Below are 25,280 nucleotides of genomic sequence, written 5' to 3'. Positions count from 1 at the left end.
CGCCACGGCTTTCAGGGAGCGGCCGGCTCTTCTCGCGTATGACGGAACGCGTCTCTGATCTCGGATACCAGAAGAGCCGGCTGTTCCAGCCCCGGAAAGTGGCCGCCGCGGTCGAGTTCGTGCCACGAGCGCAGATCGAGGTAGCGGCGCTGCGCCCAGCGGCGTGCGGCCGGCCAGGGATCGGCCGGGAACAGCGAGCAGGCGGTGGGGACGGTCACCGGTTGTGCGTTCTCCTCCTCCGCGCTGTGTGGCATCCATCGCATCGCCTCCCAGTACCACCGGGCAGTGGAGGCGCCGGTGCCGGTCAGCCAGTACAGCGCGATGTTGTCGACCTGCTGCGACAGGCTCACGCCGCCTCCGACCTCGGGTCGGGTGTCCGAGTAGGCGGCGAACTTCTCGCCCAGCCACGCGGCCAGGCCGGCAGGTGAGTCGAGCAGGGAGTAGCCGAGCGTCTGCGGGCGTGTGCTCATCAGCATTCCGAAGCCGTAGCCGTCCGCCAGATGCAGGTCACGCCGGTCCAGCAGGCGCTTCTCCGCCGGGTCGGGTGAGATCCGGTCCTCCGGCAGGGGAGAGGCCAACGGCATCGTCAGGTGCAGGCCTTCGACACGCTCAGGGACAAGACGCGCCAGTTCGGTGCTCACAGCGGCACCCCAATCCCCACCGTGCGCCCCGAAACGCGGGTAGCCGAGCACGGTCATCAACTCGGCCCACGCCCGCGCGACGCGGCCCGGGTGCCAGCCCCGCTCACGTGGACGGCCACTGAACCCGAATCCCGGCAGCGACGGTACGACCACATGGAAGGCGTCACGCGCCGAGCCGCCGTGGGCGACCGGATCACTGAGCGGCCCGATCACGTTCTCGAACTCGAGCACCGAGCCGGGCCAGCCGTGTGTCATCAGCAGCGGCAGCGCCGTCGGCTCGGGTGAGCGAACATGCCAGAACGCGATACCCAGCCCGTTGAGACGTGCGCGGTAATGCGGAATCGCATTCCACTGGGCTTCCCGTGCGCGCCAGTCGTGCTCTCGCCAGGCATCCAGCAATGCCGTGAGCCGCTGTAGCTCGATACCTTGCGTGGCGTCCGGCACCGTCTCGGGTTCGGGAAGCCGGACCCGGTCCAGGCGAACACGCAGATCAGCCAGGTCGTGATCGGGAATGTGAACGGCGAACGGCTCGATCTCGGGCTCCGCCGTCGCCTCGCCCGCGAGAAGGTCGGTCATGCCCGAAACCCTAGAGACGGGTCGTCGCCGCCCCCATGTTCGAGATTGCGGGAGTTACGGTCAGGAGTTGCGGTAGGCCGTGGTGCGGCCCGTCGCGAACGCCCGAGGCCGCGGGGATCGATGATCACCCCGTGGCCTCCGCGGTCTCAGGCCCGGACACCGGTGCCACGGCCCTCCGGCGCCGGGGGAGGGGTGATGGCCCGGTCAGGTGCCGGTGGCCGGCGGGGGTTCGGTGAAGGCGCCGGCGGATGCGGCGAGGGCCGCGGTTCTGGCCGCGTCGTCGGGCAGGCGCGGGTCGGGCGGCGTACGGAGAAGCACCAAGTGGTGATACAGCGGCGCGGTGGCGGCGATGAGCAGTCGCCGAGCGTCGGTGTGCGGCGGGAGTTCGCCGCGGCGGATGGCCCGGGTGACGATGATCTCGCAGCGGGCGTACCGGTCCTCCCAGAGCCGCCGTTGGGCGCGGTCGGCCTTCTCGGAGCGGAATGAGGCGGCGATCAGGGCTGCGACGATCGGCGGCTCGGCGGTCAGGGCCGCCTGGATCTCATGGTTCAGCGCCGCCAGGTCGCCTTCCAGTGAGGCGGTGTCCGGCGGTTGCCAGTCGTCGTCGCTCGCCGCGTCGAGGACGTCGGCGAGCAGGCCGCCGACGTCGCCCCAGCGCCGGTACACCGTCGCGCGGTGCACGTCCGCGCGGACGGCGACGGCGTCCATGGTGAGCCCGTCGTAACCGTGCTCTCCGAGCTCCGCGAGGACCGCGTCGAGGACCTGCTTGCGTATGCGGGCGGTGCGGCCGCCGGGGCGGCGTCGGACCGGTGGCGCCGGCCGGGTGTCGTCCGGTCGTGGTGCTGAGGGAGTCATGGCTGGCAATCCGGTTGCTCAAGGGGGCGGCGTCGTGACAGCATCTTAATGCAGCAGTTGTCGCACTAGTGGAGTGATTCATGCCGGCTTCTCCCGCCGACCCGACCGTGGTGCATCCGATGCCCGAACAGCCCCGTGTGGTGCTGTTGAAGCCGCTGATCACCTCGCCGTTGATCGAGGTCGGGGAGTTCTCCTACTACGACGATCCGGATGATCCGACCGCCTTCGAGACCCGTAACGTGCTGTACCACTACGGGCCGGAGAAGCTGGTCATCGGGAGGTTCTGCGCCCTGGCCGAAGGCGTGCGGTTCATCATGAACGGCGCCAACCACCGCATGGACGGCCCCTCGACGTTCCCTTTCCCGATCATGGGCGGTTCCTGGGCCGAACACTTCGATCTCATCACCGGCCTGCCCGGACGTGGTGACACCGTGGTCGGCAACGACGTCTGGCTCGGTTACCGGGCCATGGTGATGCCGGGCGTCCGCATCGGGCACGGGGCGGTCGTCGCCTCCGGTTCCGTCGTGGTCGACGACGTCCCGGACTACGGCATCGTCGGCGGCAACCCGGCCCGGCTGATCCGCCGCCGCTACAGCGACGCGGACATCGACCGCCTCCTGGCCGTGGCCTGGTGGGACTGGCCGCTCCAGCACATCACCGAGCATCTCCGCACGATCATGTCCGGCAGCGTGAGCGACCTGGAGAACGCCGCGGCCGCGCTCCCGCACCAGTGATCCACCCGCGTTCCAGCACTGAGAATCGAGCCGTCAGCATGCCTGTCCCATCCGACCACGGCCCTTTCGCCGGCTGGCTTCGCGGCCATGCCGTCCCGCTCACCCACCTCGACCCCGAGGCGCCGCTCGATGACCTGGAGCCGCTGCGCGAGGTCATCGGCGACGCGCGCGTGGTCGCGATCGGGGAGAACTCGCACTTCATCGACGAGTTCTCCCTCCTGCGCCGGCGCATCCTGCGGTTCCTGGTCGAACGCTGTGGTTTCAGCGTCCTGGCCTTCGAATACGGCTTCAGCGAAGGCGTCCCCCTCGACGCCTGGGCTCAGGGTGAGGGCACGGATGATGACCTGTCGGCCCACCTGGCCGGCACGATTCCCGTGGGAGTCGAGGAGCCGCTGCGCTGGATCCGCCGGCACAACCGCACGGCCTCACGCCCGGTGCGCTTCGCCGGGATCGACATCCCGGCGGCCGGCGGGTCGTTGCTTCCCGCCCTCGCCCCGGTCGCCGACTACCTGCGCGAGATCGATCCCGAAGCCCTGCCGGCGGTCCAGTCGGCGATGCGGATCGCCGAATCGTTCGCCGGGGCCTCCGCGGCCTCGGCCGCACCGGCCTGGACACGCCTGGCGACCGCCGAACAGGACTCCCTCAGCGCGATCCTGATGCGCCTGCTCATCCGGTTCCGCGCCGTCGAACCGCTGTACGTCTCCCGCGGTGACCGGCGCGGCTATGACATCGCCCTGCGCCGCCTCGAAGCCGCCTGCCATGGGGACTACGGCTTCCGCGCCATGGCCGACCTCTTCGCCGGAAGCGGTCTGACCGCCGACACCTCGGCCCGGGACGTGTACATGGCCGGGTCGGTCCTGTGGCACCTGGAGCGCTCCGAACCCGGAACCCGCATCGTGCTGGCGGCTCACAACGCCCACATCCAGAAGACGTCGGTCGCGTTCGACGGTCACCTCACGGGGCTGCCGATGGGGCAGCACCTGCACCGTGTTCTCGGCGACGAGTACTTCGCCCTCGGCCTGACGAGCATCAGCGGGCACACGGCCGACATGCGCCCGGACGAGAACGCGCGCTTCGGGTTCGCCATCGACGACACCGCGCTGCAGCCGCCCGAGCCGGGAAGCGTCGAAGCCGCGTTCGCCGATGCCGGCCTCGGGCTCAGCCTCGCCGATCTTCGCCGGGCACGCCGGGAGACCGCCGGCGCCTCCGGTCCCGACCGCATCCGGATCCAGAGCGCCTACGTGCACACTCCCGTTCTCGACGCGTTCGACGGCGTTCTCAGCACCTCGACCTCCACCGTCACCGACGGCGTCCGACGGAACGACCGAGCGAGCCGTACGGCCGGCTGAACGCCGCCGTGCAACGCGGAGGCCGCGGGAGATCGGCGATCGCCCCGCGGCCTTCGCGGTCTCAGGTCCGGCCTGCGGCCGGTCCGGTCAGTTGATGGTCAGGTCGGCGGACTTGTCGCCGGCGACGATCTTGTACTGGCCCGGGAGCACCGCGCGGGTGCCGGAGCCGTTGATGTCGCCCTGCGTCACCGCGAGCCGGGAGCGCGGGAAGGACAGCGACACGGTGGTCGACTGGCCCGCCTTGAGCGGTACCCGGGTGAAGGCGACGAGGCGGTTCGGCGGGGTCAGGATCCGGCCGACCGGCAGCTGGGCGAAGACCGGCACGACGAAGTCGCCGTCACGGGAGCCGGTGTTGGCGACCTTCACCGACACCTTCACGGTGCTGCCGCCGGAGACCGACACGCCCTGCACCGCGTACGTCGTGTACGACAGGCCCGCGCCGAAGGCGAACAGCGGGTCGTAGCCGGAGCTGGTGCCGCTGTTGGTGCCGCCCAGCTGCTGGTAGAACATCGGCTCGTCGCCGGTGGTCTTCGGCCAGGAGACCGGCAGGCGGCCGCTCGGGTTCGCCTTGCCGAACAGGACGTTCGCCACGGCCGTGCCGCCCTCGCTGCCGGGCAGCCAGGACATGAGCAGCTGCTTGGCGTCGGCCGCCTTGCCGAGCACGAGCGGCCGGTCGGCGACGACGTCCACGATCACCGGCTTGCCGGTGGCCTGCAGCCGGTCGACGAGGTCCTGCTGATCGGCGGACAGCTCGGGAAGCTCCTGGTCGTTGACGCCCTCGGCGCCGGCCTTGTCGCCCACGACGACGATCGCCGCGTCGGCGCTCTTGGTCTGGTCGACCGCGTCGTCGGCGTTCGGAACGAGCTTGGCGTGGTCACCGACGACGTTCTTGATGCCCTGGTAGACGGTGACGCCGGGGTCGTTGACGCCGTCGGGGATGCCCTGCCAGGCGATCGTCCAGCCGCCGTCCTGGTTCGGGATCGAGTCGGCGCTGGGGCCGGTCACGACGACCTTGCCGATGCCCGTGGAGAGCGGCAGCACGTTGCCGTCGTTCTTCAGCAGCGTCTGCGACTCGGTCGCGGCCTTGACGGCGAGGTCCTTGTCCGCGCCGAGCGCGATGCCGTTGGCCTTCGACGCGTCCACGTACGGGTGCTCGAACAGGCCGAGCTTGAACTTCAGCGTCAGGATCCGGGACACCGCCTCGTCGAGGCGGCGCTTGCTGACCGCGCCGCTCTTCACGTCGTCCCGCAGACCCTGGACGAAGCCGTCGACCTCGCCGGGCGGCAGCATGCCCATGTCGACGCCGGCGTTGACCGCGATGGCCACCGCGCCCGCGTACGTGTCGGTCAGGTGGTACGACGTGCGCAGCGCGTCGACGTCGTTCCAGTCGCTGACCACCACGCCCTTGAAGCCCCACTGCCGGCGCAGCAGGTCGGTGAGCAGGTAGTGCGAGGCGTGCGCCGGGATGCCGTTGATCGATCCGGAGTTCACCATGACGGTGTCCGCGCCCGCGTCCACGGCCGCCTTGTACGACGGCAGGAACGTGTCCTGCAGGTAGCGCGGGTCGATGTGGGACTCGGTGCGGTCGTGGCCGTTGAACGGCGCGGAGTATCCGGCGAAGTGCTTCACCGTCGCGCTGACCTGCCCGGTCTTCTGCAGGCCGCGGACGTTGGCGGCGCCGAGCTCACCGGCGAGGTACGGGTCCTCGGAGTAGGTCTCGTAGTAGCGGCCCCAGCGGGTGTCGCGCGAGATGTCCTGGACCGGCGCGAAGTCCCACTGCGGGCCGGTCGCCTTCACGGCGCGGGCCGTCGACTCGCCCATCGCCTCGGAGACCTGCGGATCCCAGGTCGCGCCGACGCCGATCTGCTGCGGGAACTTGGTCGCGCCGAGCACGTTGTTGTGGCCGTGGACGGCGTCCACGGCGTACACGATCGGGATGTGCAGCCGGGAGTGGTCGATCGCGTACTTCTGGACCGCGTTCACCATGTCGGCCCAGTCCTTGGGGGTGTTGTTGACCGGGGTCTCCCCGCCCCCGGACAGCACCGAGCCGACCTTCAGGTCGCCGAGGACGTGCTGCATGCACGAGTCGACGAGGGCGCCGCCCGACCACTGGCAGTCACCCTGCATGTTCACGACGGCGGGCTGGGCGAGCTGGCCGACCTTCTCCTCGGTGGTCATGCGCTTGAGGAGGTCGGCGACGCGGGCGGAGATCGAAGCGTGCGGGTCGAGGTAGCGGACCTGGGCGCTGGCGCCCGTCGCGGTCAGGGCCAAGCCCGACGCGGTGATCGCTACGGCCGTCCCGATACGGGCGGCCTTGATCCGGAGTCTCATTAAGCGGTGCTCCAGGCGAGGGGGTCAGGAGGGACGAAGCCCTGCGATCAAAGACCCAACCCAGAACTTAAATCAAGACCTGAACGCAAATTTGGCCGAAGCCTGCCATCCGCGTTCAGGTCTTGAAATCAGCCGCGTGCGAGTCCTAGACCGCCTCCCAGGCGTTCATGACCAGCGCCAACGCGCCGAGGACCTCCGAGCGGTCGCCGAGCACGCCGGGCACGATCGACACGAGCGCCGCGGCGCTGGCGACGGCCGAGCGCCGTACGGCCTCGACCATCGGCTCGATCAGCAGGTCGCCCGCCCGCGCCAGGTCGCCGCCGACCACGACCAGGCGGGGGTTCAGCAGGTTGCAGAGGCTGGCCACGCCCGCCCCGGCGTACCGCCCGGCGTCGCCGACCGCGCGCCGGCACGGGGCGTCCCCGGCCAGCGCCAGCTCCACGATCCGCGCCGTCGTCAGGCCGTCGCCGTGGGTCGGCCGCAGCAGGTCGGCGAGGTAGCGGCCCCCGGCGTACGTCTCCAGGCAGCCCCGGTTGCCGCACCGGCACATCGGGCCGTCCTCGTTGAGCGTGATGTGGCCGATCTCGCCGGCCGTGCCGCCCGGCCCGTGGAAGACCCGGCCGCCGATGACGATGCCCGCCCCCACGCCAGAGGCGATCTTGATGTAGGCGGCGTCGGTGTGGCCGCGCGCCGCGCCCCAGGTGACCTCGGCCAGCGCGCCGAGGTTCGCGTCGTTGTCCACGTGCACGGGGCGGCCGAACCGCCGCCGCGCCTCCCCGGCCGCCTCGATGCCGGCCCAGCCCGGCAGGATCGTGCTCGATCCGAGAGTGCCGCTCGCCGCGTCGATCGGGCCGGGGACGCCGAGCCCGACGCCCAGCACGTCCTGCCGCGTCGCGCCGACGGTGGCCAGCAGCCCGTCCATCAGGCGCTCGGCCGCCGCCAGCCCGTCGGCGGCGGACGCGCCCACGTCGAGGGGCATCGCCTGCTCCGCGACGACCTCACGGGCCAGGTTGCCGACCGCCACGCGCAGGTGCGAGTGGCCGAAGTCGACGCCGACGGCCAGCCCGGCGGCAGGTGCCAGCGACACGGCGCGGGCCCGGCGGCCGCCCGCCGACGTGGGCGTCGTGACCAGCACGCCGCCCGCCGCCAGCTCCCGCACGATGTTGGAGACGGTCGCCCGCGACAGGCCCGTGCTCCGGGCGATCTCGGCCTGGGTGGGCGCCCCGGCCTCGCGCACGGCCTGGATCACCCGGCGCTGGTTCGCCTCCCGGAGCGACGACTGCGATCCCGGCATCGCGGATGAGCCTGGCGTCGGCATGGAGTCCCCTCGCGTTCACAAAGTGAACTCAAGGTTACGCAAGAACCCCGTCCCGCAGGGCCGAAGGCCGAGTGCGGCCCGCCCGGATACCCCTTTCCGGCTCCGGCCGCCGGCGCTCAGTTCTCCCCGCCCTCGCCGCCGCGGGTGAACCGGCCGAACAGTCGCTCCCCGGCGTTGACGGCGCCCTCGGCGACGCCCTTGACGGTGCCGATGAACGGGTCCGCGCTGCGGCTCCAGGACTCCCGGTAGGCGTTCGCCGCGTTCTTGATCTCCTCGGAGATCGAGGCGCTGCCGTCGTCCGCCCGGCGCTCGTAGTCCCCGCCGAGGATCCGGGCGTACTCGCCGTCACGGGCCCAGTGGTCCAGCTCGGAGAACCGGATCACGGCGTACGGGTGCGAGCGGTTCAGCAGGTTGAGGAACTTCAGCAGCCCGTCCCGTACGTCACCGGCCGCGTCGTACTCCCGCGCCTGCTCCAGGAACGCCTCGCCGTCCATCTCCGAAAGGCGCGCGCCGCCCGCCAGCTTCATCAGCGCACGCTTGCCGGCCTCGACGTCCTGGCCCGCCAGCAGGCCGGCCCGGTCCGCCGACAGCTCGGACTTGCGCTGCCATTCGTTCAGCCCCATCAGGATCGCCGCGATCGCGATGTTCCCGAACGGGAGCCACGCGATCCGGGCCCCGAGGTTGGTGAGGATCATGGCCATCGTCCGGTACACCGCGTGCCCGGACAGGACGTGCCCGACCTCGTGCCCGATCACGAACCGCAGCTCCTCGTCGTCGAGGAGGTCGATCAGGCCCGTGTTGAGGACGATGAACGGGTTGTCCACGCCGATCGTCATGGCGTTCGGCGCCGGGTCCTGCGTGACGTACACCTCCGGGACCTTGGGCAGGTCGAGGATGTAGGCGCCGTCCCGCACGATGTCGTGGATGTGGCGGTACTGCCTCTCGCCCGCGCGTACGGTGCCCCCCAGGAACATCAGGCGGATCGCGCGCTCGCTGAACAACCCGGCGAGGCGCCGCAGCACCGTGTCGAAGCCGCTGAGCGACCGGAGGGCGACGAGCGCCGACCGGTCCGCGGGATGCTCGTAGGCGCGGGAACTGATCCCCGGAAAGCGGGTGCGAGAACGGTCGGGTGTGTTGCTCGTCATATTCGGCATGCTATGTCTGACGGCCGGTCAGAGCGCGGAGTTCCCCAGGCGCGATCCGGCCAGGTCCGCTCCGGGCCGCGCGCAGGCCGTTCCCCGGACGACCCCTTGCGCGGCCCCGCGCGGCGGGGGTCTACTCCCTCCATGACGGAGGCGTACGGGCCGGAGCCCGCGGAGACGATGTCGCGCGACGAGCTCGCCGCGGTGCGGCAGCGCCGGCTGCGCGACCTGATCGACCGGCTGATCGCGGCGGACGGGCTGCAGGGCGGCCGGCTGCGCGCGGCCGGCGTCGACGGTGGCCACGACGTCACGCTCGACGACCTGCACCGGCTGCCCTTCACCACCAAGCAGGACCTGTGGGACTCCTACCCGTACGGCATGCTCACCGTCCCGATGGAGGAGGTCGCGGCCGTACACGGGTCCAGCGGCACCGGCGGGCGGCCCACCCTCGTCGCCTACACCCGGCGGGACCTGGCGCTCTGGGCGCGGATGTGCGCGCGGTCGCTGGCCTGCGCGGGCGCGGCGCCCGGCAGCGTGGTGCACAACGCGTACGGGTACGGCCTGTTCACCGGAGGCCTCGGCATCCATCAGGGCGCGCTCGCCCTCGGCGTCACCGTCGTGCCGATGTCGGGCGGCATGACCGAACGCCAGGTCCGGCTGCTCGCCGACCTGCGCCCTGACATCCTGACCTGCACGCCGTCGTACGCCGTGCGGCTGGGCGAGGCGGCGCGCGCGGCCGGGATCGAGCTGCGCCTCACGGCGGGGCTGTTCGGGGCCGAGCCGTGGTCGGAGGGGCTGCGCTCGACGATCGAGGAGCTGCTCGGCCTCGCCGCCCTGGACATCTACGGCCTGTCGGAGATCATCGGGCCGGGCGTGGCGACCGAGTGCCTGGAGCGTTCCGGGCTGCACGTGAACGAGGACCACTTCCTCGTCGAGGCGGTCGACGCCTCCGGCGCGCCGGTCCCGGACGGCACGCCGGGGGAGCTGGTGTTCAGCACGCCGAAGGAGGCCATGCCGCTGCTGCGGTACCGCACCGGCGACGTCGCGTCGCTGTCCCACGAGCCCTGCCCGTGCGGCCGCACGCTCGTCCGGATGAGCAAGGTGCTGGGCCGTCGCGACGACATGCTCGTCATCCGCGGCGTGAACGTCTTCCCGCGCCAGATCGAGTCCGTCGTCGTACGGCACGCCTCGCCGCACTATCAGGTCGTCGTCGACCGCCGGACCCCGATGCCGCGGCTCGTCGTCGCCTGTGAGGGCGCCGGGCAGGGGCTGGCGCCGGCACTCGCGGCGGAGCTGGGCCTGTCGTGCGACGTACGGGACCTGCCGTCCGGGACGATCCCGCGCGTGGACGCCGGCAAGGCGGTCCGGGTGGTCACCTGGGACTCGGGTGAGCCACCGCTCCCCGGGCTCGACTGATCGGCCGCCGAGGAGATCGCCGCGTGAGCCCATTCCGCCGGATGTTCGGGAATTTCCGGTCTCGGCCGGGGGACGATGTCGAAGACGGGGAGAGGACGACGCCCGGCTCCGATAAGGAGGGGCGCGGTGAGACGCCGGAGGCGCATGCTTACTAAGGTCGCCGCATGAGCGAGCGCAGCGAGCGGGACGACGAACGCGGCGCCTCAGGTCACCCGTCCGGCGAAGGAGGGCGCGTGACCGCCCCGCGGCGTCGTCGTATCGGAATCATGGGCGGCACGTTCGACCCCATCCACCACGGTCACCTGGTGGCGGCGAGCGAGGTCGCCCACCTGTTCCGGCTGGACGAGGTCGTCTTCGTGCCGACCGGCCAGCCGTGGATGAAGGAGGGCCGCAAGACCTCGGCCGCGGAGGACCGTTACCTGATGACGGTCATCGCGACCGCCTCGAACCCGCAATTCTCGGTCAGCCGGGTCGACATCGAGCGGCCCGGGCTCACGTACACGATCGACACCCTCCGCGAGATGCGCGAAATATACGGCCCCGACGTCGAGTTGTACTTCATCACGGGTGCCGACGCGCTGGCTCAGATGTTGACGTGGCGTGACACGGATGAGCTGTTCCGGCTCGCGCATTTCATAGGGTGTACCCGGCCCGGCCACAACCTCGCCGATCCCGGCCTTCCCGAGGGCGGTGTCAGCCTGGTCGAGGTGCCCGCGCTCGCGATCTCCTCGACCGAGTGTCGCGAGCGGGTACGAGCCGGGGAACCGGTCTGGTACCTCGTCCCAGACGGAATCGTGCAGTACATAAACAAACGGGGGCTTTATCGTGACGGTTGACGGTAACGCCCCACGAGGAGGATAACGACCACACCGTGACCGCATCCGAGAGGGCCAACCAGCTGGTCCAGATCGCCGCCGAGGCTGCGGCCGAGAAGCTGGCCGACAACATCATCGCGTACGACGTGAGCGACCAGCTCGTCATCACCGACGCGTTCGTCCTGTGCTCGGCGGCCAACGACCGCCAGGTCCGCTCCATCGTCGACGAGATCGAGAAGAGGCTGCGCGAGGACGCCGGCGCCAAGCCCATCCGCCGCGAGGGCGAGCGCGAGGGCCGCTGGGTGCTCCTGGACTACTCCGACATCATCGTGCACGTCCAGCACGAGGAGGACCGCGTCTACTACGCGCTCGAACGCCTGTGGAAGGACTGCCCGCCGGTGCCACTGCCCGAGGACATCAACGCCCATTCGGAGCAGCGCGTACGGGCCGGTGACGGTCAGTGACCGAGGCGCGCAAGATCGTGCTATGGCGGCACGGTCAGACGTCCTGGAACGTCGAACGCCGCTTCCAGGGCTCCACCGACATCCCGCTGGACGACACGGGACGCGAACAGGCCGCACGGGCCGCACGGCTCCTCGCCGCGCTCCGCCCGAGCGCCATCATCGCGTCCCCGCTGCAGCGCGCGGCCCACACGGCCCAGGCGCTCAGCACGGTCACCGGCCTGCCCGTCACCGCCGACCGCGACCTCATCGAACGCGGCGGCGGGGAATGGGAGGGCCTGACCAACGCCGAGATCCGGGCGAAGTACCCCACCGAGCACGCCCTCTGGCAGCCGCCCGGCGGTGAGACCACCGAGCAGGTGGCCAAGCGGGTCACCGCCGCCTTCGAGCGGGGGCTCACCCGAATCCCGGCGGGCGGCCTGCTCGTCGTCGCCTCCCACGGCGCCGCGCTGCGGCTCGGCATGCTCCGCTGGCTCGGCTTCCCCGAAGAGCTCTGGGGCCGGTTCGGCGGCCTGTCCAACTGCTGCTGGTCCGTCCTCGAAGAGGGCCGCAGCGGCTGGCGCCTCGCCGAGCACAACGCCGGCACTCTGCCGGAACCGGTACTCAGCGACGACCGCGCCGCAGAAGGCGACGCGTGACGTTCAAGTGAGCCGTTCCACCAGGTCAGGGCCGTGACGGGCATTCGATTACAGGTCTGGTCGCGGATTCCTATAGACTGGCGCAGCACCGAACGGGGGAAACCCCGATCGGAAAGCGCGGGGCTATGGCGCAGTTGGTAGCGCGCCTCCATGGCATGGAGGAGGTCTGGGGTTCGAATCCCCATAGCTCCACTCGGGCCGAGGGCCGGTGTGGTCGGAAACTTTGTTTCCTCCCCACCGGCCCTCGTCATTTCCTCCGGGGGGACGACCCCCCGGGCCCCCCGAGGTGGGGGGCTTCGCCCCCCACGCCCCCTTTCTGGGGGCTTCGCCCCCTTGCCCCCCTCCTGCGGGGCTTTGCCCCGCTTCTGGTTTGGAGCCTCGCCTCCTTGCCTCCCTTCTGCGGGGCTTCGCCCCGCTGGGGCCTCCTCTGCGCTCGCTACGCCGGGGGCTTGGCTCCTAAGCGCTCTGTGGGGGGTCTACGGCCTCTTCTGGGGTGGGTGCGTCACTCGCTTCTGGGGTTGGGCGAGGGGCGCGCTCTGCGGCGACCTCGAGGGCGGTGTGGATGAACGCGGCTAGCCCGCGGTCGCGGCGCTCCTCGGGCCAGACGGCCAAGAGGGTCGTCCGGCGGTCGTCGACGGGGATGGCGACCAGGTCCCGGCCGAGCCGGCGGGCGACCGATTCGGGCAGTACGGCGGTGATACGTCCGAGCGCGATCAACTCGGCCACCTGGCCGGTGTCGGTGATGACCGGTCCGCTGCCCGGTGTCTCGTCCGCCCAGCGCGGGAAGGTCTCGCCGGCCAGGTCGGCCGTTCGCACGGACGCGCGGCCGGCCAGCCGATGGGAGCGAGGCAGCACCGCCAGTTCGCGCTCGGTCAGCAGTTCCTCCGCCGCCAGCCCGGACAGATCGTCCTGCGGCGTGCGCAGTAGCGCGACGTCTGCGATCCCGTCGCGCAGCAGGTTCTTCTGATCTCCGATGCCGCAGATCAGTACGTCGACGTCGACCGCGTCCTGGTGCGCGGCGAAACGGGCCAGGATCGGTTCGAGAAGACCGGCATCGCCGCCCGGTTTCGTCGCCACGACCAGGCGCGGCTCGTGTCCGGCCCGCCGGGTCAGCCGCTCGGCCGCCGCCAGAGTGGTGAGCGCCTTGCGGCCCTCGGTCAGCAGAACCCTGCCGGCGTGCGTCAGCGACACCTGCCGGGTGGTGCGCTCCAGCAGCCGCACGCCGAGCCGCCGCTCCAGGCGCTGGATCGCACGGGACAGCGGCGGCTGGGCGATGCCCAGCCGGTCGGCCGCCCGGCTGAAGTTCCGCTCCTCCGCGACCGCGACGAAGTAGGCCAGCTCCCGGGAGTCCATACCCTCAGGGTATAGGTGCGCAGTCCAGTTGATCTTGGCGTCGTCCGCCGGTGGCTGGTGAGCTGAGGACATGACGGACAAGATGACGATCGCCCTGATCACCGGGGCGAACAAGGGCATCGGCCATGCCATCGCGGCCGGGCTCGCCGACCGGGGGATGACCGTGCTCGTCGGGGCCCGTGACGTCGAGCGACGGGACGCGGCGGTCGAACGGCTGCGCGCCGCCGGCGGCGACGTTCACGGCCTCACGCTGGACGTGACCGCGGCCGACACCATCGCCATGGCCGCCGAGGAGATCGCGGCACGCTACGGCCGGCTGGACGTCCTGGTCAACAACGCCGGAATCACCGGTGACGAGCGGCAGATCCCCGGTGCCGGTCCCGAGGTGCCGGCCGAGGTCCGCCGGGTGTTCGAGACCAACGTCTTCGGCGCGATCGCGGTGACCGAGGCGATGCTGCCGCTCCTCCTGCGTTCGCCGGCCGGGCGAGTGGTGAACGTGTCCGGGCGTGGCGGTTCGCTGACCGCGATGGCCACAACGGACGGGGAGTTCGCCGACCTGCCCGCCTTGCTGGGGTATCCGGCGAGCAAGGCCGCGCTCAACGCGGTCACGACGCAGTACGCCAAGCACCTGCGCGCAAACGGAATCCTGGTCAACGCCATCTGCCCGGGCCACACCGCGACCGAGGGCAACGGGTTCAGCGGCGACCGCACCGTCGAGCAGGGTGCCGCGATCGCGGTGCGGATGGCGACGCTCGGCCCGGACGGTCCGACAGGAGCCTTCGTCGACGAGAACGGGCCGATCCCCTGGTGAAGGAGCAGTGGTGCACCGTCCCCGGCGTGGTCCGTGACGTCGCCGGGGACGGTCGCCTCATCGCGGGGCCGGGACTCCGGCGGCGGTGAGGAGGCGTTCGGACAGGTTCCAGAGGCGATCGGCGTTCACGGGGTCCAGGGCGTAGGGTAGGTAGGTCCCGAGGGGCGGGTCGTCGTCGGCCGTCCAGGGTTCCGCGATGGCGCAGTCGTCCAGGAGCCTCCCGCCGACGCCGTCCAGTTCGGGCGCGACGGCGGCCCAGATGATGGTGGCCGCGCCCTGCTCGGGTGTCTTCCACCCGGGCGGTGTCGCGGTGTCCCATCCCCGGGCGGCCAGCTCCTCCTGCGACATGTGCCGCTGCAGGCCGGTCCGGATGGCGCCGGGCATCACCGCGTTGGCGGTGATGCCGCACTCGCCGTGGCGATGGGTCAGCGCGACTCCGAACAGCGCGTTCGCGGTCTTGGACTGGCCGTAGGACTCCCAGGGATCGTACGGCCGGTCGTCGTAATTCGGATCGTCGAAGTGAACGTCGCTGCGCCGGTGGGCCCGTGACGACAGCACCACGACGCGGGCGGTCCCTGCAGCGCGCAGCGACGGCAGCAGCCCGAGCGTGAAGGCGAAATGGCCGAGGTGGTTGACGCCCCACTGGAGCTCGAAGCCGTCGGCCGTACGCAGCGGCGGGGTGGCCATCACCCCGGCGTTGAGGACCAGGACGTGCAACGGCTTGCCCGTGGCCGCGTGTCCGTTCGCCCACCTCGTCACCGACGTCAGTGAGGCCAGGTCCAGGTGCCGGTGGACGATCCTGTCGTTGCCGGTCCGCTCGCGCAGTTCCTCGACCGCGCGCCTTCCCTTGGTCTCGTCCCGGCCCGCGATCACCACGCGGGCGCCGGCGGACGCCAGCGCGCGGGCGGTCTCGTACCCGAGGCCGGACGCGCCGCCTGTGACGATGGTCTCCCTGCCGGTCAGGTCGTGGCCCGCGATCACTTCGAGCGCGGTCGATTCGCGGCCGAACCCCGGGGCGCTCATCGGATCAGCCAGGGCCGGAAGAGCCTGGTGAGGGCGGGCATCACCAGGAAGATCAGCAGTGCGACCGCGATCGGCACCAAGATGAGGAAGTGCGCCCACACCGGCAGGCCGGCGGCCGTGGCGGCGAGCGCGTAGCCGAGAGCGGTGATGATCGGGTAGATGGCGAGACAGGTCAGCATCCACATCTTCCAGCGCCTGGGCGGTGCCATGGCGCGGACGGGAGCCGCCTGGTCGGCGGAGGTGGTCACGTGGTCTCCGTATCCTTGTCGGCCTTTGCTCGCTCCCAGCGTCGTGGGCGGGCTCGGTCCGGAGAAGATCGCGCTGGGCCGGTGAGTCCCCGTGCGGGGCATCGGACTCCTGGTAGTGACAGGGTCAGCCGGCACACTGCCGGAACGGGTGTCCGTCATGACAGACTCCGGAGGCGTGACCAGTTCCCGGCCCGGCTCGGCGTTGGGCGAGTTCCTGCGGGCTCGCCGCGCGCGGGTGGAGCCCACCGACTTCGGACTGCCCGCCGGGACCGGGCGCCGGCGTAACCCGGGGCTGCGCCGCGAGGAGCTCGCGACGCTGGCCGGGATCAGCGTCGACTACTACATCCGCCTGGAGCAGGGCAAGGAGACCAACCCGGGCGCCGCCGTGCTGCGGCAACTGGCGCAGGCGCTGCGGTTGGACCACGAGGAGACCGGTCACCTGTTCGCGTTGGCCGACCGCGTGGCCGGACGCGGCCCCGCGGTGCGGACCGGTCAGGACGTACGGCCCGGCATCCGGCAGCTGCTGGAGACGTTGCGGCCGTGCCCGGCCTACGTCCGCAACCGGACCAACGACATCCTGGCCGCCAACCCGGAGGGGCTGGCACTGCTGGCCGGCATCGAGGACTGGCCGCCGGAGCGGCGTAACACCACCCGCTACACGTTCCTGCACCCGGCGGCCCGGGCACTGTTCGACGGCTGGCCCGCGGCCGCGACGGCCGCCGTCGCGCAGCTCCGAACGGCGGTGGCGGCCGACCCGGAGGACCCCGCGCTGTCGGCGCTGGTCGAGGAGCTGACCCGGGCGAGCGCCGACTTCGCCGGGCTCTGGCGGCGTCACGACGTCCGTCACCGCCATACCGATCGCAAGACGTTCCATCATCCCGTCGTCGGGGACGTCACCTTCGGCTACGAGAGCCTCGGGATCGGCCCGGACGGCCAGCGGCTGGCCGTCTACCAGGCCGCGCCGGGCGGTCCCGACCACGAGAGGATGCGGCTGCTCGCCCTCAGCGTGGAGCAGGGATAGACCGGCGGCGGGCGTGCTGCCCGTAGTCACCTGGCATTACGTAAGAAACGGGATCATCCTGGTAACAACATGACAGTTCCGCCGCTTTCGTGGCCACCGGAGGATGGGCGACATCATCTCGGCGGTGTCGGGGGTACCGCCCGTTGCCTTTCTAAGGTGGTCGCCAGTGAGTGAGACGTCTCCGGCACCGGAAGACCGGACGACCCTGCAGCGCAACGCGGTCGGCCTTCTCGGCGCGGTCATCATGTCCGCCGCCCTGATGGGGCCCGCGGTGTCCGTCTACTTCAATCCCCAGCTCGTCGCCGGCTTCGCCGGAGCGGCCACCCCGCTGGTCATGGTGATCTCCATGGTCGGCGTGCTGATCACGGCGAGCGGCATCATGCAGATGGCACGCGAACTGCCGAGCGCGGGCGCCTTCTACACCTACGTCTCCCGAGGGATCGGCGCGCGCAGCGGGTTCGTCACCGGCGGGCTGATGTTCGTGGCGTACGCCCTGCTGGTCCCGGCGGAGCTGGCGCTGATCGGCGTCTACACCCACGACCTGCTGGCGTCGTACGGCGTCCACGTGCACTGGGCGCTGATCTCCCTGGCCTTCACGGTGCTGATGCTGGTGCTCTCGCTGCGCGGCATCCGCGGCTCGCTGCGGACGGCGCTGACCCTGTTCAGCGCCGAGGTGCTGGTGATCACGGTGCTGAGCGTCATCGTGCTGGCGAAGGGCGGCGCGCACGGGCTCTCGCTCGCGCCGCTCAACCCGGCGTCGTCGCCGAGGGGCCCGTCCGGGCTGGCGCTGGGCATGGTCTACGGCGTGCTGTCCTTCGTGGGCTTCGAGGCGGCCACCACGCTGGGCGAGGAGGTCCGCGAGCCCCGGCACAACGTCCCCTGGGGCATCGCGCTGTCGACGCTGTTCGTCGGCGTGATCTACCTCTTCTGCACCTACAGCGAGATGATCGGCTTCGGGACCGGCAGCGCGAGCAGGCTGGCGGCCGACCAGGCGCCGTTCAACACCCTCGCCGCGACGTACGCGCCGTGGATGAAGCTCCTCATCGGGCTGGCCGGGATCTCGAGCATCTTCGCCGTGGTCATGAACTCCAACAACGGCATCGTCCGGATCATCTTCGCCATGGGCCGGGAGGGCATGCTGCCCCGGCGGCTCGCGCACGTCGATCCCAAACACCGCTCGCCGAACAGGGCGATCTGGACGGTGGCCGTGTTCGCGACGCTGGTCACGTTCGTCGTCGGTTTCGCGACCGGGCCGTTCAACGCCTACGCCTACCTCGGCGCGCTGCTCACGCTGGCCATCGTGCCGGTGTACATGCTGACCAACATCGCGTGCGTGCGGTTCTTCCTACGGGAACGCCGGGAGCACTTCAATGTCGTACGGCACGCGGTGCTGCCGGTGCTCGGCATCCTGCTCATGCTCATCCCGATCTACGGCTCGGTCTGGCCGATCCCCAAGGCGCCGTACAACCTGTTCCCGTACCTCATCATCGCCTTCATCGGGGCCACCGCGCTGATCGCGGTGTGGCTGGGCCGCGCCCGGCCGGACCGTCTCACCAGGGCCGGGGCGGTTCTCGCGACCGGTGACACGGACGCGCCGGAGGTCGTCGCGTCGTGAGCGATGCGGCATCTCTCACCCTGACGACGGCGCTGCGGGTCTGCGAGGCGGCGGTGGCGGAGGCGGAGAGCATCGGCGCCCTGGTCTCGGTGGCCGTCGTGGACGCGGGCGGTCACCTGGTGGCCTTCACGAGGATGAACGGCGCCGAGATCGCCGGCCCGGTCCTCGCGCCCGACAAGGCCTACACGGCGGTCGCGAACCGGATCGCGACGCACGAACTCGCCGAACAGGCCGCCCCCGGAGGACCGCTGTTCGGCCTGCACGCCCACGCGTCCGGACGGTTCGTGATCTTCGGCGGCGGAATCCCCTTCCGGATCGGCGACCGCGTCGTCGGCGCGGTGGGGGTCAGCGGCGGCACGGTGCCCGAGGACGTCGCCTGCGCGCACGCCGGCGAGCGGGCCTGGCGCCGAGCGATCACCACCGGGGAACGAGACTCCTGAGGACGCGACGGTCCCCGGTGCGGTACGTGACCGTGCCGGGGACGGCCGCGCGAAGGGCCCTCATTCACGGAGCCGGGACTCCGGCGGTCGGCGGCCCGCCGGCGCAGCGAGTCCGCCCGTGCGGCCGGCAGCGGGTGCTTCACCTTCCCGACCTTGGAAAGCCCGTATGTGAGGGGTGCCTCTCCTCGTCCCCCATCGGCGCACCGTAGATTTGCGGATCGCCATGGCGGGTCGCCGGACCGATGGTGGAATTCACCCGCCGTCTCGCACGTTCGTACCGACATTGACGCGTTGAGGAGGGCTCTGTGGCCGATCCGAGTGAGCTTTACACGCTGGCCGAGGACATTCCGGAGTTGAGCCGGCCGGTGCTGGTGTACCACCTTGACGGTTTCATGGACGCCGGACGTGCCGGGCAGTTGGCGACCCGGCACCTGCGGACGCTGAACGCCCGGACCGTCGCGACGTTCGACGTGGACGCGCTCATCGACTACCGGTCGCGGCGGCCACCGATGACCTTCGACACGGATCGCTGGGTCGCCTACGAGGAGCCCGAACTCGCCGTGTACGCGTGTGAGGACGCCGTCGGCGTGCCGTTCCTCGTGATGACCGGACCGGAGCCGGACCGGGCGTGGGAGCGGTTCGCCGCCGCGGTGATCTCGCTCAGCGAGCGGCTCGACGTCGGGTTGGCCGTCGGCCTGCACGGCATTCCCATGGCGGTGCCCCACACGCGGGAGACCGGTCTGACGCCGCACGGCAACCGGCCGGACCTGCTCGGGGAGCACCCGGCGTGGATCAACCGGGCGGAGGTGCCGGGGAGCGCCGCCGCGCTGATCGAGTACCGCATGGCGGAGGCGGGACACGACGCCATCGGGTTCGCCGCCCACGTGCCGCACTACCTCGCCCAGTCCGCGTACCCGACGGCCGCGATCGCGCTGCTGAACGGCGTCACCTCCGCCACCGGCCTGATGCTCCCGACCGCCGACCTCGACGAGGCGGCGGCAGAGGCACGTGAGCAGATCGACGGTGAGGTCGCCGCGTCGGAGGACGTCGCCGAGGCGGTCCGGAACCTCGAGGTCCAGTACGACGCGGTGGTGGAGGCCGGACGGAACAGCCTGCCGCTGGCCGGCTCGCCCGCCCGGATGCCGGACGGCGAGGAGATCGCCGCGGAGTTCGAGCGCTTCCTCGCCGAACAGAACGACCAGTAGACCCGGGCGTCCGGGGCGGCGCTCTGGCGGGGACCGCCGCCCCGGACACCCGCCCGGCGCCCGTTCGGCGTCGCCTCCCGGCCCGGGCGCCCGGCGTCCGCCGTCGTACGCCGGCGCGGCCGTCAGGCGTCGCGAGCCGGGTCGGCCACGGACGGCGTGCCGCCCTCCTTGTGCGCGCGGCGCGCGTCGGCCAGGAACTCCCGCGACAACATCGCGGACAGGACCGCGACGCCCGCGCGGTTCACCCGGACCTCCCCGTGCCGCACCCGGCCGGTCAGACGGATCCGGCGGCCGGGAGCCTCGACGGCGGCACCCTCCGCGTCCTTGACCCGGCCCCGGCCGAGCCACTCCAGGTCCCAGTGGTCGATGACCGCGTCGTCGGGAACCAGCAGCTTGAGCATCGAGTGGTCGAGGTCGACGCGAATCTCGATGTCGCCCTCCGGAATCCGGGGCGAGCGCAGGTCCAGGACCACGCCGCCACGGCGGGCGCGGACCTCGAAGTCACGGGTGGTCGTCCAGCGGCCGAGTCGCTTGACGGTGTCGTAGTGGGCCTGGACGCGAACGGTGTCGGTGCTGGTGGCGTTCATCGCGGTCTTTCCTTCCTGGAAATCGGGCAACGACCACGGTCTGCTCTCTTCAAGAGAGCTTCTCGATATAAGAGATATTATCCGATCGTGCGGCTCTGTCAACCGCCGTACCGGTCGTGGCGACGGCGAATCCGGACCTTGACCAGCTGAAATGCCAAATCGCCGCATGGTCGTGCATACCGCGCTCGATCGTGGGAACCATCCGATCCGCCCGGAGCCCCGAGTGATTAAGGAAGCCTTGATATGCACGTCACCGGCATCATCACCGCCATCATCATCGGCCTGATCATCGGCGCGCTCGGCCGGTTGGTCGTCCCCGGCCGCCAGCACATCCCGATGTGGCTCACCGTCGTGATCGGCGTGGTCGCGGCGCTGATCGGCACTGCGATCGCAGGCGGCATCGGTGTCGCCGACACCAAGGGCGTCGACTGGATCGAACTCATCCTCCAGGTCGCTCTGGCCGCCGTCGGCGTGGCACTGGTCTCCGGCATGTACGGACGCCGAGGGGTGCGCTGACCACCGACCTCTGAGCGCGCGGGGGCGCTCGGTCTCAGGCCGCCGGGCCCGCGATGCGGCCGCGGAGGAGGTCGACCAGCGTCGCGTGCACGTCGGTGAGCGGACGCGCCGGCTGCAGGGTGCGCCAGTCGAGCGCCACCGTCAGCACCATCCCGAACACGGCCGAGGCCGCCATGCCGACGTCCAGGTCCGCGCGGAGGTCTCCGTTCGCGACGGCGGCGCGCAGCACGCCGGCGATCACTCCCACGGCGCGCTCGCGGATGAGGCGGGCGGCGTTCTGCCAGTCGCCGCCGGCCCGCCAGGTCTCGGCCAGCAGCAGCCGGGCGAACGCCTCGTACTGCCCGATGAAGGCGAGCTCCGCACCGACCACGGCATCGAGCGCGTCGAGTGGTGCGCGGCCGTCGGCGGCGGCGCGCAGCTCCTCCGCGAGTCGGTCGATGCCGTACTCCAGCAACTCACCGAACAGCGCGGCCTTCCCGGCGAAGTTGTAGTAGACGGTGCCCTTGGCGACCCCGGCCCGCTCGGCGATCTGGTCAACGGTGGTCGCGGAGTAGCCGTGCTCGGCGATCAACTCGACGGCCGCCTCGTACAGGCGCTGCCGCGTGCGTTCCCGTCGGGTGGGCATGGTCTCCCTACAGCTTGAGCACCGGGTGCAGGCGCTTCAGCGTCCACACGCGTTCGCACCGCACGGTCAGCATGGTCAGTCCGAGGCCGCCGGCCAGGTAGGCCAGCAGCACCGCACAACACTCCCACACGGAGGTGAGCGGTCCACCACTGATCAGGTGCCGGAGCGCGGTGACCACCCAGCCCATCGGCAGGATCGGGTGCAGGACCTGGAAGAACCTCGGGCTGGTCTGGATCGGGTACGTTCCCGCCGACGAGGTCAGCTGCAGCATCAGCAGCACCAGTGCGATCACCCGTCCGACCGGCCCGAACCTGCCGTACACGAGCTGGATCACGGCCATGAACGAGCCGGCGGTGAGGACGAGAAGGGCGATCAGCGCGGCCCAGCGCACCGCCGTCAGCCCGAGGGCGAACTTCAGGACGAGCAGCAGGACGGCGACCTGCAGGATGCCGACGAGCACCGCCGGGAACCACCCCGCGAACGCCACCCGCCGGGCGGGGGCGGCCGCCGCGAGCGCTCGGGGGTTCAGGGGGCGCAGCACCATGTAGACGAACATCGCGCCGACCCACAGGGCGAGGGGGACGAAGAACGGGGCGAAGCCGGTGCCGTAGTCGGGGGCCGGGTTCGACGTGGCCGTCGCGAGCCGTACGGGGTCGCTCATCACCCCGGAGCGCTGGTTCCGCTGGTCCTTGGTGTAGTCGGGGACCTGCCCGGTGCCCTCGTGCAGTCCCTTGGCGAGCCGGTGCGCGCCCGTCGACGCCTGGTTCAGCCCGGACTCCAGCTGCCGGGCGCCGGTGTAGAGCCTGCCGAGGCCGGAGTCCAGCTGCGCCGCTCCGGACTGCAGCGCGGCGAGTCCCTTCGACAGTCTCACCTCGCCGCTGTAGGCGGTGCCGATGCCCTGATGGAGGGTGACCAGACCGGCGGCGACCTGGTGGGCGCCGCTGTTCAGCCGGTGGACGTCGCGGCGGGCCTGCTGGACGTCGCCGGCCAGGTGCGGCGCGTCCGCGGCGAGCTGCCGGGCGTCGCGCGCGAGCTGCCGGGCCTGGGCGGCGACCCGCCGCAGGTCACCGGTGTGCGCCCGCACCTGGGCGTTGACCTGCCGGGCGGTGCTCAGCACCGTCGTGGCCGCCGAGCAGGCGGGCGCCGCCTCCGGATGCGTGGCGGCCAGCGCGCAGATCGTCTTGCGGGCCGTCGTGGCCTGGCGCACGGCCTGCGCGGTCTGGTTCGGCAGCGCGTCGAGTGCGGTCGCGGCGGCGTCGGCGCCATGGGCGACGAGCAGCGCGGTGTTCCCGATGTCGTTCGGGTGCCCATTGAGGAAGGGCAGGAGCTTGTCCGTGACCTGGTCGAACATCGTGGTGAGCCGCTGAGTCCCGGCCGCCACCTGGGCACTGCCCGACTGCAGTTCCGCGGCGCCCGAGTTCAGCTTCGCCAGCCCGGCGACCAATTGATCCGCCCCGCTCTTCGCGGTCGCCAGCCCGCCGACGAGCCGATCGGCGCCGTCTTTCGCCGTGCCGACGCCCTGCCGCAGCCGGGCCGCGCCGTTCTCGGCCTGGTCGATGCCCTTGGCCAGCTTGTCCGCGCCCTCCGCGGCCTGCTGCAGCTTGTCGTGCAACTGCCCGAAGGAGACGAAGATCTGGTCGAAGTAGTCGTGGACGGCGCCGGTCGCGGCCGCGGCCTTGATCTCGTTGAACGCCGCGTTGGCGATGGTGCTCGCGATGTAGCTGTTCGCGTCGTTCAGGTGGACCTGGAGGGCGGCCGGCCGCGGAGCGTCCTGCAGGTCCTGCGGCGAGGCGAGGCCCGCACTGAAGTCGGCGGGGATCGTCAGCGACATGTAGTACCGGCCGTTCGCCACGCCGTCGGCGGCCGTACGGTCGTCGACCTCGTGCCAGTCGAAGACCTTGCGCCGCTTCAGTTCGTCGGCCAGGTCCTGCCCGGCGTGCACCGTCTTCCCGCCGGCGGTCGCCGGCCGGTCGTCCACCACCAGGGCCACCGGCAGCCGCGAGATCTTGCCGTACGGATCCCAGAACGACCACAGGTACAACCCGGCGTACAGCAGGGGCAGCATCACCAGCGCGGCGATCGCGAGGCGGGTGAGCCTGGCCCGGGCGAAGCGGCGCAGTTCCAGCCCGGACAGTGACACGGAGGGGAGCCTCACAGCGCGACCTCCACGTCGGCGAGGCCGGCCGCGGGGGCGCCGTCGACGCAGCCCGCGACGATCGTCACGCCGGCCTGTTCCGTGAGCGCGCGCAGAAGGGTCCACATCTCCCGCTGGTGGTCGCCGCGCATTCCGCGGTCGACGTCGTCGAGGACGAGGAGCAGTGGCCGGTCCATCAGGGCGAGGGCGGCGCCGAGCAGGTGCCGGTCGCGGGGGCCGAGGTCGCCGACCGGCGTGTCGGGATCCACGTCCAGGCCGGCCGGGGAGAGCGCGGCGGCGACCTCGTCCCGCCGTCTCGTCCTGCGGCGGGGGAGGATCCCGGCGCGCAGGTGCCGGCGTTCGAAGACGTGCTCGGCGACGGTCAGCGCGTCGTCGAGTTCGTTGACTCCCTCGGTCTCGCCGATCGCGGCGACGCGCTGGATCGCCGACGGGGCCGACCGCCCGGCGACCGTCACGCCGCCGGAGGTGGGACGCATCCGCCCGGCCAGGGTGAGGAGCAACGACGTCCGCCCGCTCCCGGCCTCTCCGGAGACCACGGCGAGGCCGCCCTCGGCCAGCGAGAGGTCGACGTCGCGGTACACCCAGCCGCGGGCGCCGCGAAGTGACAGCCCCCTGGCGACGACGAGGGGAGCGGATCCCCGAAGCTCCTCCGGCTCCCCGGCCACGTCGGGCGCCTGCGGCGACGGCGCTCCGGACCCGCCGGGTCCTTCCGGCACGGTGGGCTCCCCGGACGCGCCGGGCGACTGCACGGGCGGCTCGCCGGGCGCGTCGGGCACCTGCGGCGACGGTGTCGTGGGCGCGGTGGGTTCCCCTGGCGCGTGGGACGACGGCGCGGGCGGTGCTCCGGCCACGTCGGGTGACTCGGCGGCCGGCGGTCTGGTCACGTCCGGCTTCCCGGCCGCCGGCGCTCCGGGTTCGGGGCGCGCGTGCGGCACCGGCTTCGGGGTCGTCGTGCCTTCAGGCTGAGCGTTCGCTGTCACGTCGTCTCGCTCGTTTTTGAACTGACTGGTCAGTTCAAAAATAGCCTGAAGGATCGGCCTGCCAACCGGGATCGGTGGTGAGATGACTCACCCGTGGGCATTCGTGCGGCTGACCTGCCCCAAGGCCCCCGCCGCAAACCCCCGGCCTCGGGCGTCCGCGCCGGGGAACGGATCCGAGTCGTGCCACACGGGCTGCGCGGGGCGTGGGCGAGTGTGCGGCGGAGCCGGCTGAAGCGGCCCGGTCCTGCTGCCGCCCGGCCCGCGCCGGTCAGGCGGTGTCGGGTTCGGGCTCGTACCGGCTCTGCGGGACGGTCGGCGAGTGCGCCGGCGGCCCGGCCCGGCGGTCAGGCCGGTCGGGTCGGGCTCGTACGACTGCGCGGGACGGCCGGTGTGCGTGCGGCGGCGGTCCCGCCCGGGGCCGCCTG

The 25,280-nt window shown here is 71.6% G+C and carries 24 protein-coding genes and 1 tRNA gene; 13 read left to right on the top strand and 12 right to left on the bottom strand.

Going from position 1 to position 25,280, the window contains the following annotated elements; all coding sequences use genetic code 11:
* Positions 1-11: 11 nt before the first annotated feature.
* Together NE234_RS10810 and NE234_RS10805 are read right to left on the bottom strand one after the other, a co-directional pair.
* Positions 12-1,217, bottom strand: a complete 1,206-nt coding sequence (locus NE234_RS10810) for an epoxide hydrolase family protein (RefSeq protein WP_252778763.1) — start codon at positions 1,215-1,217, stop codon at positions 12-14.
* Positions 1,218-1,421: 204 nt separating this feature from the next.
* Complete coding sequence (locus NE234_RS10805; protein WP_252778762.1) at positions 1,422-2,072, bottom strand: TetR/AcrR family transcriptional regulator; 651 nt, start codon at positions 2,070-2,072, stop codon at positions 1,422-1,424.
* 80 nt (positions 2,073-2,152) lie between these two features.
* Here NE234_RS10805 and NE234_RS10800 point away from each other — a divergent pair, with 80 nt between their 5' ends.
* Both NE234_RS10800 and NE234_RS10795 read left to right on the top strand, forming a co-directional pair.
* The gene (locus NE234_RS10800) at positions 2,153-2,806 is read left to right on the top strand and encodes a CatB-related O-acetyltransferase (RefSeq protein WP_252778761.1); all 654 of its coding nucleotides are present in this window, start codon (positions 2,153-2,155) and stop codon (positions 2,804-2,806) included.
* Positions 2,807-2,844: 38 nt separating this feature from the next.
* Positions 2,845-4,155: an erythromycin esterase family protein gene (locus NE234_RS10795; protein ID WP_252778760.1), complete on the top strand. Its 1,311-nt coding sequence runs from the start codon at positions 2,845-2,847 to the stop codon at positions 4,153-4,155.
* A gap of 87 nt (positions 4,156-4,242) precedes the next feature.
* Here NE234_RS10795 and NE234_RS10790 read toward each other — a convergent pair whose 3' ends face one another.
* The 3 genes from NE234_RS10790 to NE234_RS10780 all read right to left on the bottom strand — a co-directional run bounded on the left by NE234_RS10790 (position 4,243) and on the right by NE234_RS10780 (position 8,949).
* Positions 4,243-6,486 (bottom strand): glycoside hydrolase family 3 N-terminal domain-containing protein, encoded by a 2,244-nt coding sequence (locus NE234_RS10790; protein WP_252778759.1) that lies wholly within the window; start codon positions 6,484-6,486, stop codon positions 4,243-4,245.
* A gap of 145 nt (positions 6,487-6,631) precedes the next feature.
* Complete coding sequence (locus tag NE234_RS10785; RefSeq protein ID WP_252778758.1) at positions 6,632-7,780, bottom strand: ROK family transcriptional regulator; 1,149 nt, start codon at positions 7,778-7,780, stop codon at positions 6,632-6,634.
* A gap of 140 nt (positions 7,781-7,920) precedes the next feature.
* Positions 7,921-8,949, bottom strand: coding sequence for a M48 family metallopeptidase (locus tag NE234_RS10780; RefSeq protein WP_252778757.1), 1,029 nt, complete (start codon positions 8,947-8,949; stop codon positions 7,921-7,923).
* 141 nt (positions 8,950-9,090) lie between these two features.
* Between NE234_RS10780 and NE234_RS10775 the strand changes: the two genes are divergently transcribed.
* From NE234_RS10775 to NE234_RS10755, 5 genes are all read left to right on the top strand, one after another.
* Positions 9,091-10,362, top strand: a complete 1,272-nt coding sequence (locus NE234_RS10775; protein ID WP_252778756.1) for a phenylacetate--CoA ligase family protein — start codon at positions 9,091-9,093, stop codon at positions 10,360-10,362.
* A 164-nt stretch (positions 10,363-10,526) separates the two neighbouring features.
* Positions 10,527-11,198: a nicotinate-nucleotide adenylyltransferase gene (gene nadD, locus NE234_RS10770; protein ID WP_256528519.1), complete on the top strand. Its 672-nt coding sequence runs from the start codon at positions 10,527-10,529 to the stop codon at positions 11,196-11,198.
* Positions 11,199-11,233: 35 nt separating this feature from the next.
* Positions 11,234-11,641: a ribosome silencing factor gene (rsfS, locus tag NE234_RS10765; RefSeq protein WP_252778755.1), complete on the top strand. Its 408-nt coding sequence runs from the start codon at positions 11,234-11,236 to the stop codon at positions 11,639-11,641.
* A complete protein-coding gene (locus NE234_RS10760; protein ID WP_252778754.1) occupies positions 11,638-12,276 on the top strand; it encodes a histidine phosphatase family protein in 639 nt (212 codons plus the stop codon). The genes rsfS and NE234_RS10760 overlap by 4 nt, the downstream gene beginning before the upstream one ends.
* 119 nt (positions 12,277-12,395) lie before the next feature.
* A tRNA-Ala gene (locus NE234_RS10755) sits at positions 12,396-12,468 on the top strand.
* A 264-nt stretch (positions 12,469-12,732) separates the two neighbouring features.
* Here the strand turns inward: NE234_RS10755 and NE234_RS10750 are convergent.
* Positions 12,733-13,629 carry a LysR family transcriptional regulator gene (locus tag NE234_RS10750; protein ID WP_305886673.1) on the bottom strand — a complete coding sequence of 299 codons (897 nt, stop codon included), beginning with the start codon at positions 13,627-13,629 and terminating at the stop codon, positions 12,733-12,735.
* 70 nt (positions 13,630-13,699) lie between these two features.
* Between NE234_RS10750 and NE234_RS10740 the strand changes: the two genes are divergently transcribed.
* Positions 13,700-14,440, top strand: a complete 741-nt coding sequence (locus tag NE234_RS10740) for an SDR family NAD(P)-dependent oxidoreductase (RefSeq protein ID WP_252778753.1) — start codon at positions 13,700-13,702, stop codon at positions 14,438-14,440.
* 57 nt (positions 14,441-14,497) lie between these two features.
* Here the strand turns inward: NE234_RS10740 and NE234_RS10735 are convergent, their stop codons facing one another.
* Positions 14,498-15,463, bottom strand: a complete 966-nt coding sequence (locus tag NE234_RS10735) for an SDR family NAD(P)-dependent oxidoreductase (protein WP_252778752.1) — start codon at positions 15,461-15,463, stop codon at positions 14,498-14,500.
* Positions 15,460-15,711 (bottom strand): hypothetical protein, encoded by a 252-nt coding sequence (locus tag NE234_RS10730; RefSeq protein WP_252778751.1) that lies wholly within the window; start codon positions 15,709-15,711, stop codon positions 15,460-15,462. Before NE234_RS10730 ends, NE234_RS10735 begins: the two co-directional genes overlap by 4 nt.
* A 175-nt stretch (positions 15,712-15,886) precedes the next feature.
* Here NE234_RS10730 and NE234_RS10725 point away from each other — a divergent pair, with 175 nt between their 5' ends.
* From NE234_RS10725 to NE234_RS10710, 4 genes are all read left to right on the top strand, one after another.
* Positions 15,887-16,732, top strand: coding sequence for a helix-turn-helix domain-containing protein (locus NE234_RS10725; RefSeq protein ID WP_252778750.1), 846 nt, complete (start codon positions 15,887-15,889; stop codon positions 16,730-16,732).
* A gap of 166 nt (positions 16,733-16,898) precedes the next feature.
* Positions 16,899-18,347, top strand: a complete 1,449-nt coding sequence (locus NE234_RS10720; protein ID WP_252778749.1) for an APC family permease — start codon at positions 16,899-16,901, stop codon at positions 18,345-18,347.
* Entirely contained in the window at positions 18,344-18,787 is a 444-nt protein-coding gene (locus NE234_RS10715) for a GlcG/HbpS family heme-binding protein (protein ID WP_252778748.1), read from the top strand. The genes NE234_RS10720 and NE234_RS10715 overlap by 4 nt, the downstream gene beginning before the upstream one ends.
* A 305-nt stretch (positions 18,788-19,092) precedes the next feature.
* Positions 19,093-19,992, top strand: a complete 900-nt coding sequence (locus NE234_RS10710; protein WP_252778747.1) for a proteasome assembly chaperone family protein — start codon at positions 19,093-19,095, stop codon at positions 19,990-19,992.
* A 122-nt stretch (positions 19,993-20,114) separates the two neighbouring features.
* On the opposite strand, the gene NE234_RS10705 is transcribed toward NE234_RS10710, so the two are convergent.
* A complete protein-coding gene (locus NE234_RS10705) occupies positions 20,115-20,579 on the bottom strand; it encodes a hypothetical protein (RefSeq protein WP_252778746.1) in 465 nt (154 codons plus the stop codon).
* A 243-nt stretch (positions 20,580-20,822) separates the two neighbouring features.
* Between NE234_RS10705 and NE234_RS10700 the strand changes: the two genes are divergently transcribed.
* Positions 20,823-21,095 (top strand): GlsB/YeaQ/YmgE family stress response membrane protein, encoded by a 273-nt coding sequence (locus tag NE234_RS10700; RefSeq protein WP_252778745.1) that lies wholly within the window; start codon positions 20,823-20,825, stop codon positions 21,093-21,095.
* Positions 21,096-21,129: 34 nt separating this feature from the next.
* Here NE234_RS10700 and NE234_RS10695 read toward each other — a convergent pair whose 3' ends face one another.
* Genes NE234_RS10695 through NE234_RS10685 form a run of 3 tightly spaced genes read right to left on the bottom strand, consistent with a single transcriptional unit; the run spans position 21,130 to position 24,759 of the window.
* On the bottom strand, positions 21,130-21,720 hold the full coding sequence (locus tag NE234_RS10695) for a TetR/AcrR family transcriptional regulator (RefSeq protein WP_252778744.1): 591 nt from the start codon (positions 21,718-21,720) through the stop codon (positions 21,130-21,132).
* A gap of 7 nt (positions 21,721-21,727) precedes the next feature.
* Positions 21,728-23,875 (bottom strand): YhgE/Pip domain-containing protein, encoded by a 2,148-nt coding sequence (locus tag NE234_RS10690; protein ID WP_252778743.1) that lies wholly within the window; start codon positions 23,873-23,875, stop codon positions 21,728-21,730.
* Positions 23,872-24,759, bottom strand: a complete 888-nt coding sequence (locus NE234_RS10685; protein WP_252778742.1) for an ATP-binding cassette domain-containing protein — start codon at positions 24,757-24,759, stop codon at positions 23,872-23,874. The genes NE234_RS10690 and NE234_RS10685 overlap by 4 nt, the downstream gene beginning before the upstream one ends.
* Between the last annotated feature and the right edge of the window lie 521 nt (positions 24,760-25,280).

Source organism: Actinoallomurus rhizosphaericola, assembly GCF_024055675.1.
Classification (GTDB): Bacteria; Actinomycetota; Actinomycetes; order Streptosporangiales; family Streptosporangiaceae; genus Actinoallomurus; species Actinoallomurus soli.
Note: the sequence above shows the minus strand (reverse complement) of the source record. Positions and strands in the feature narration are given on the sequence as shown.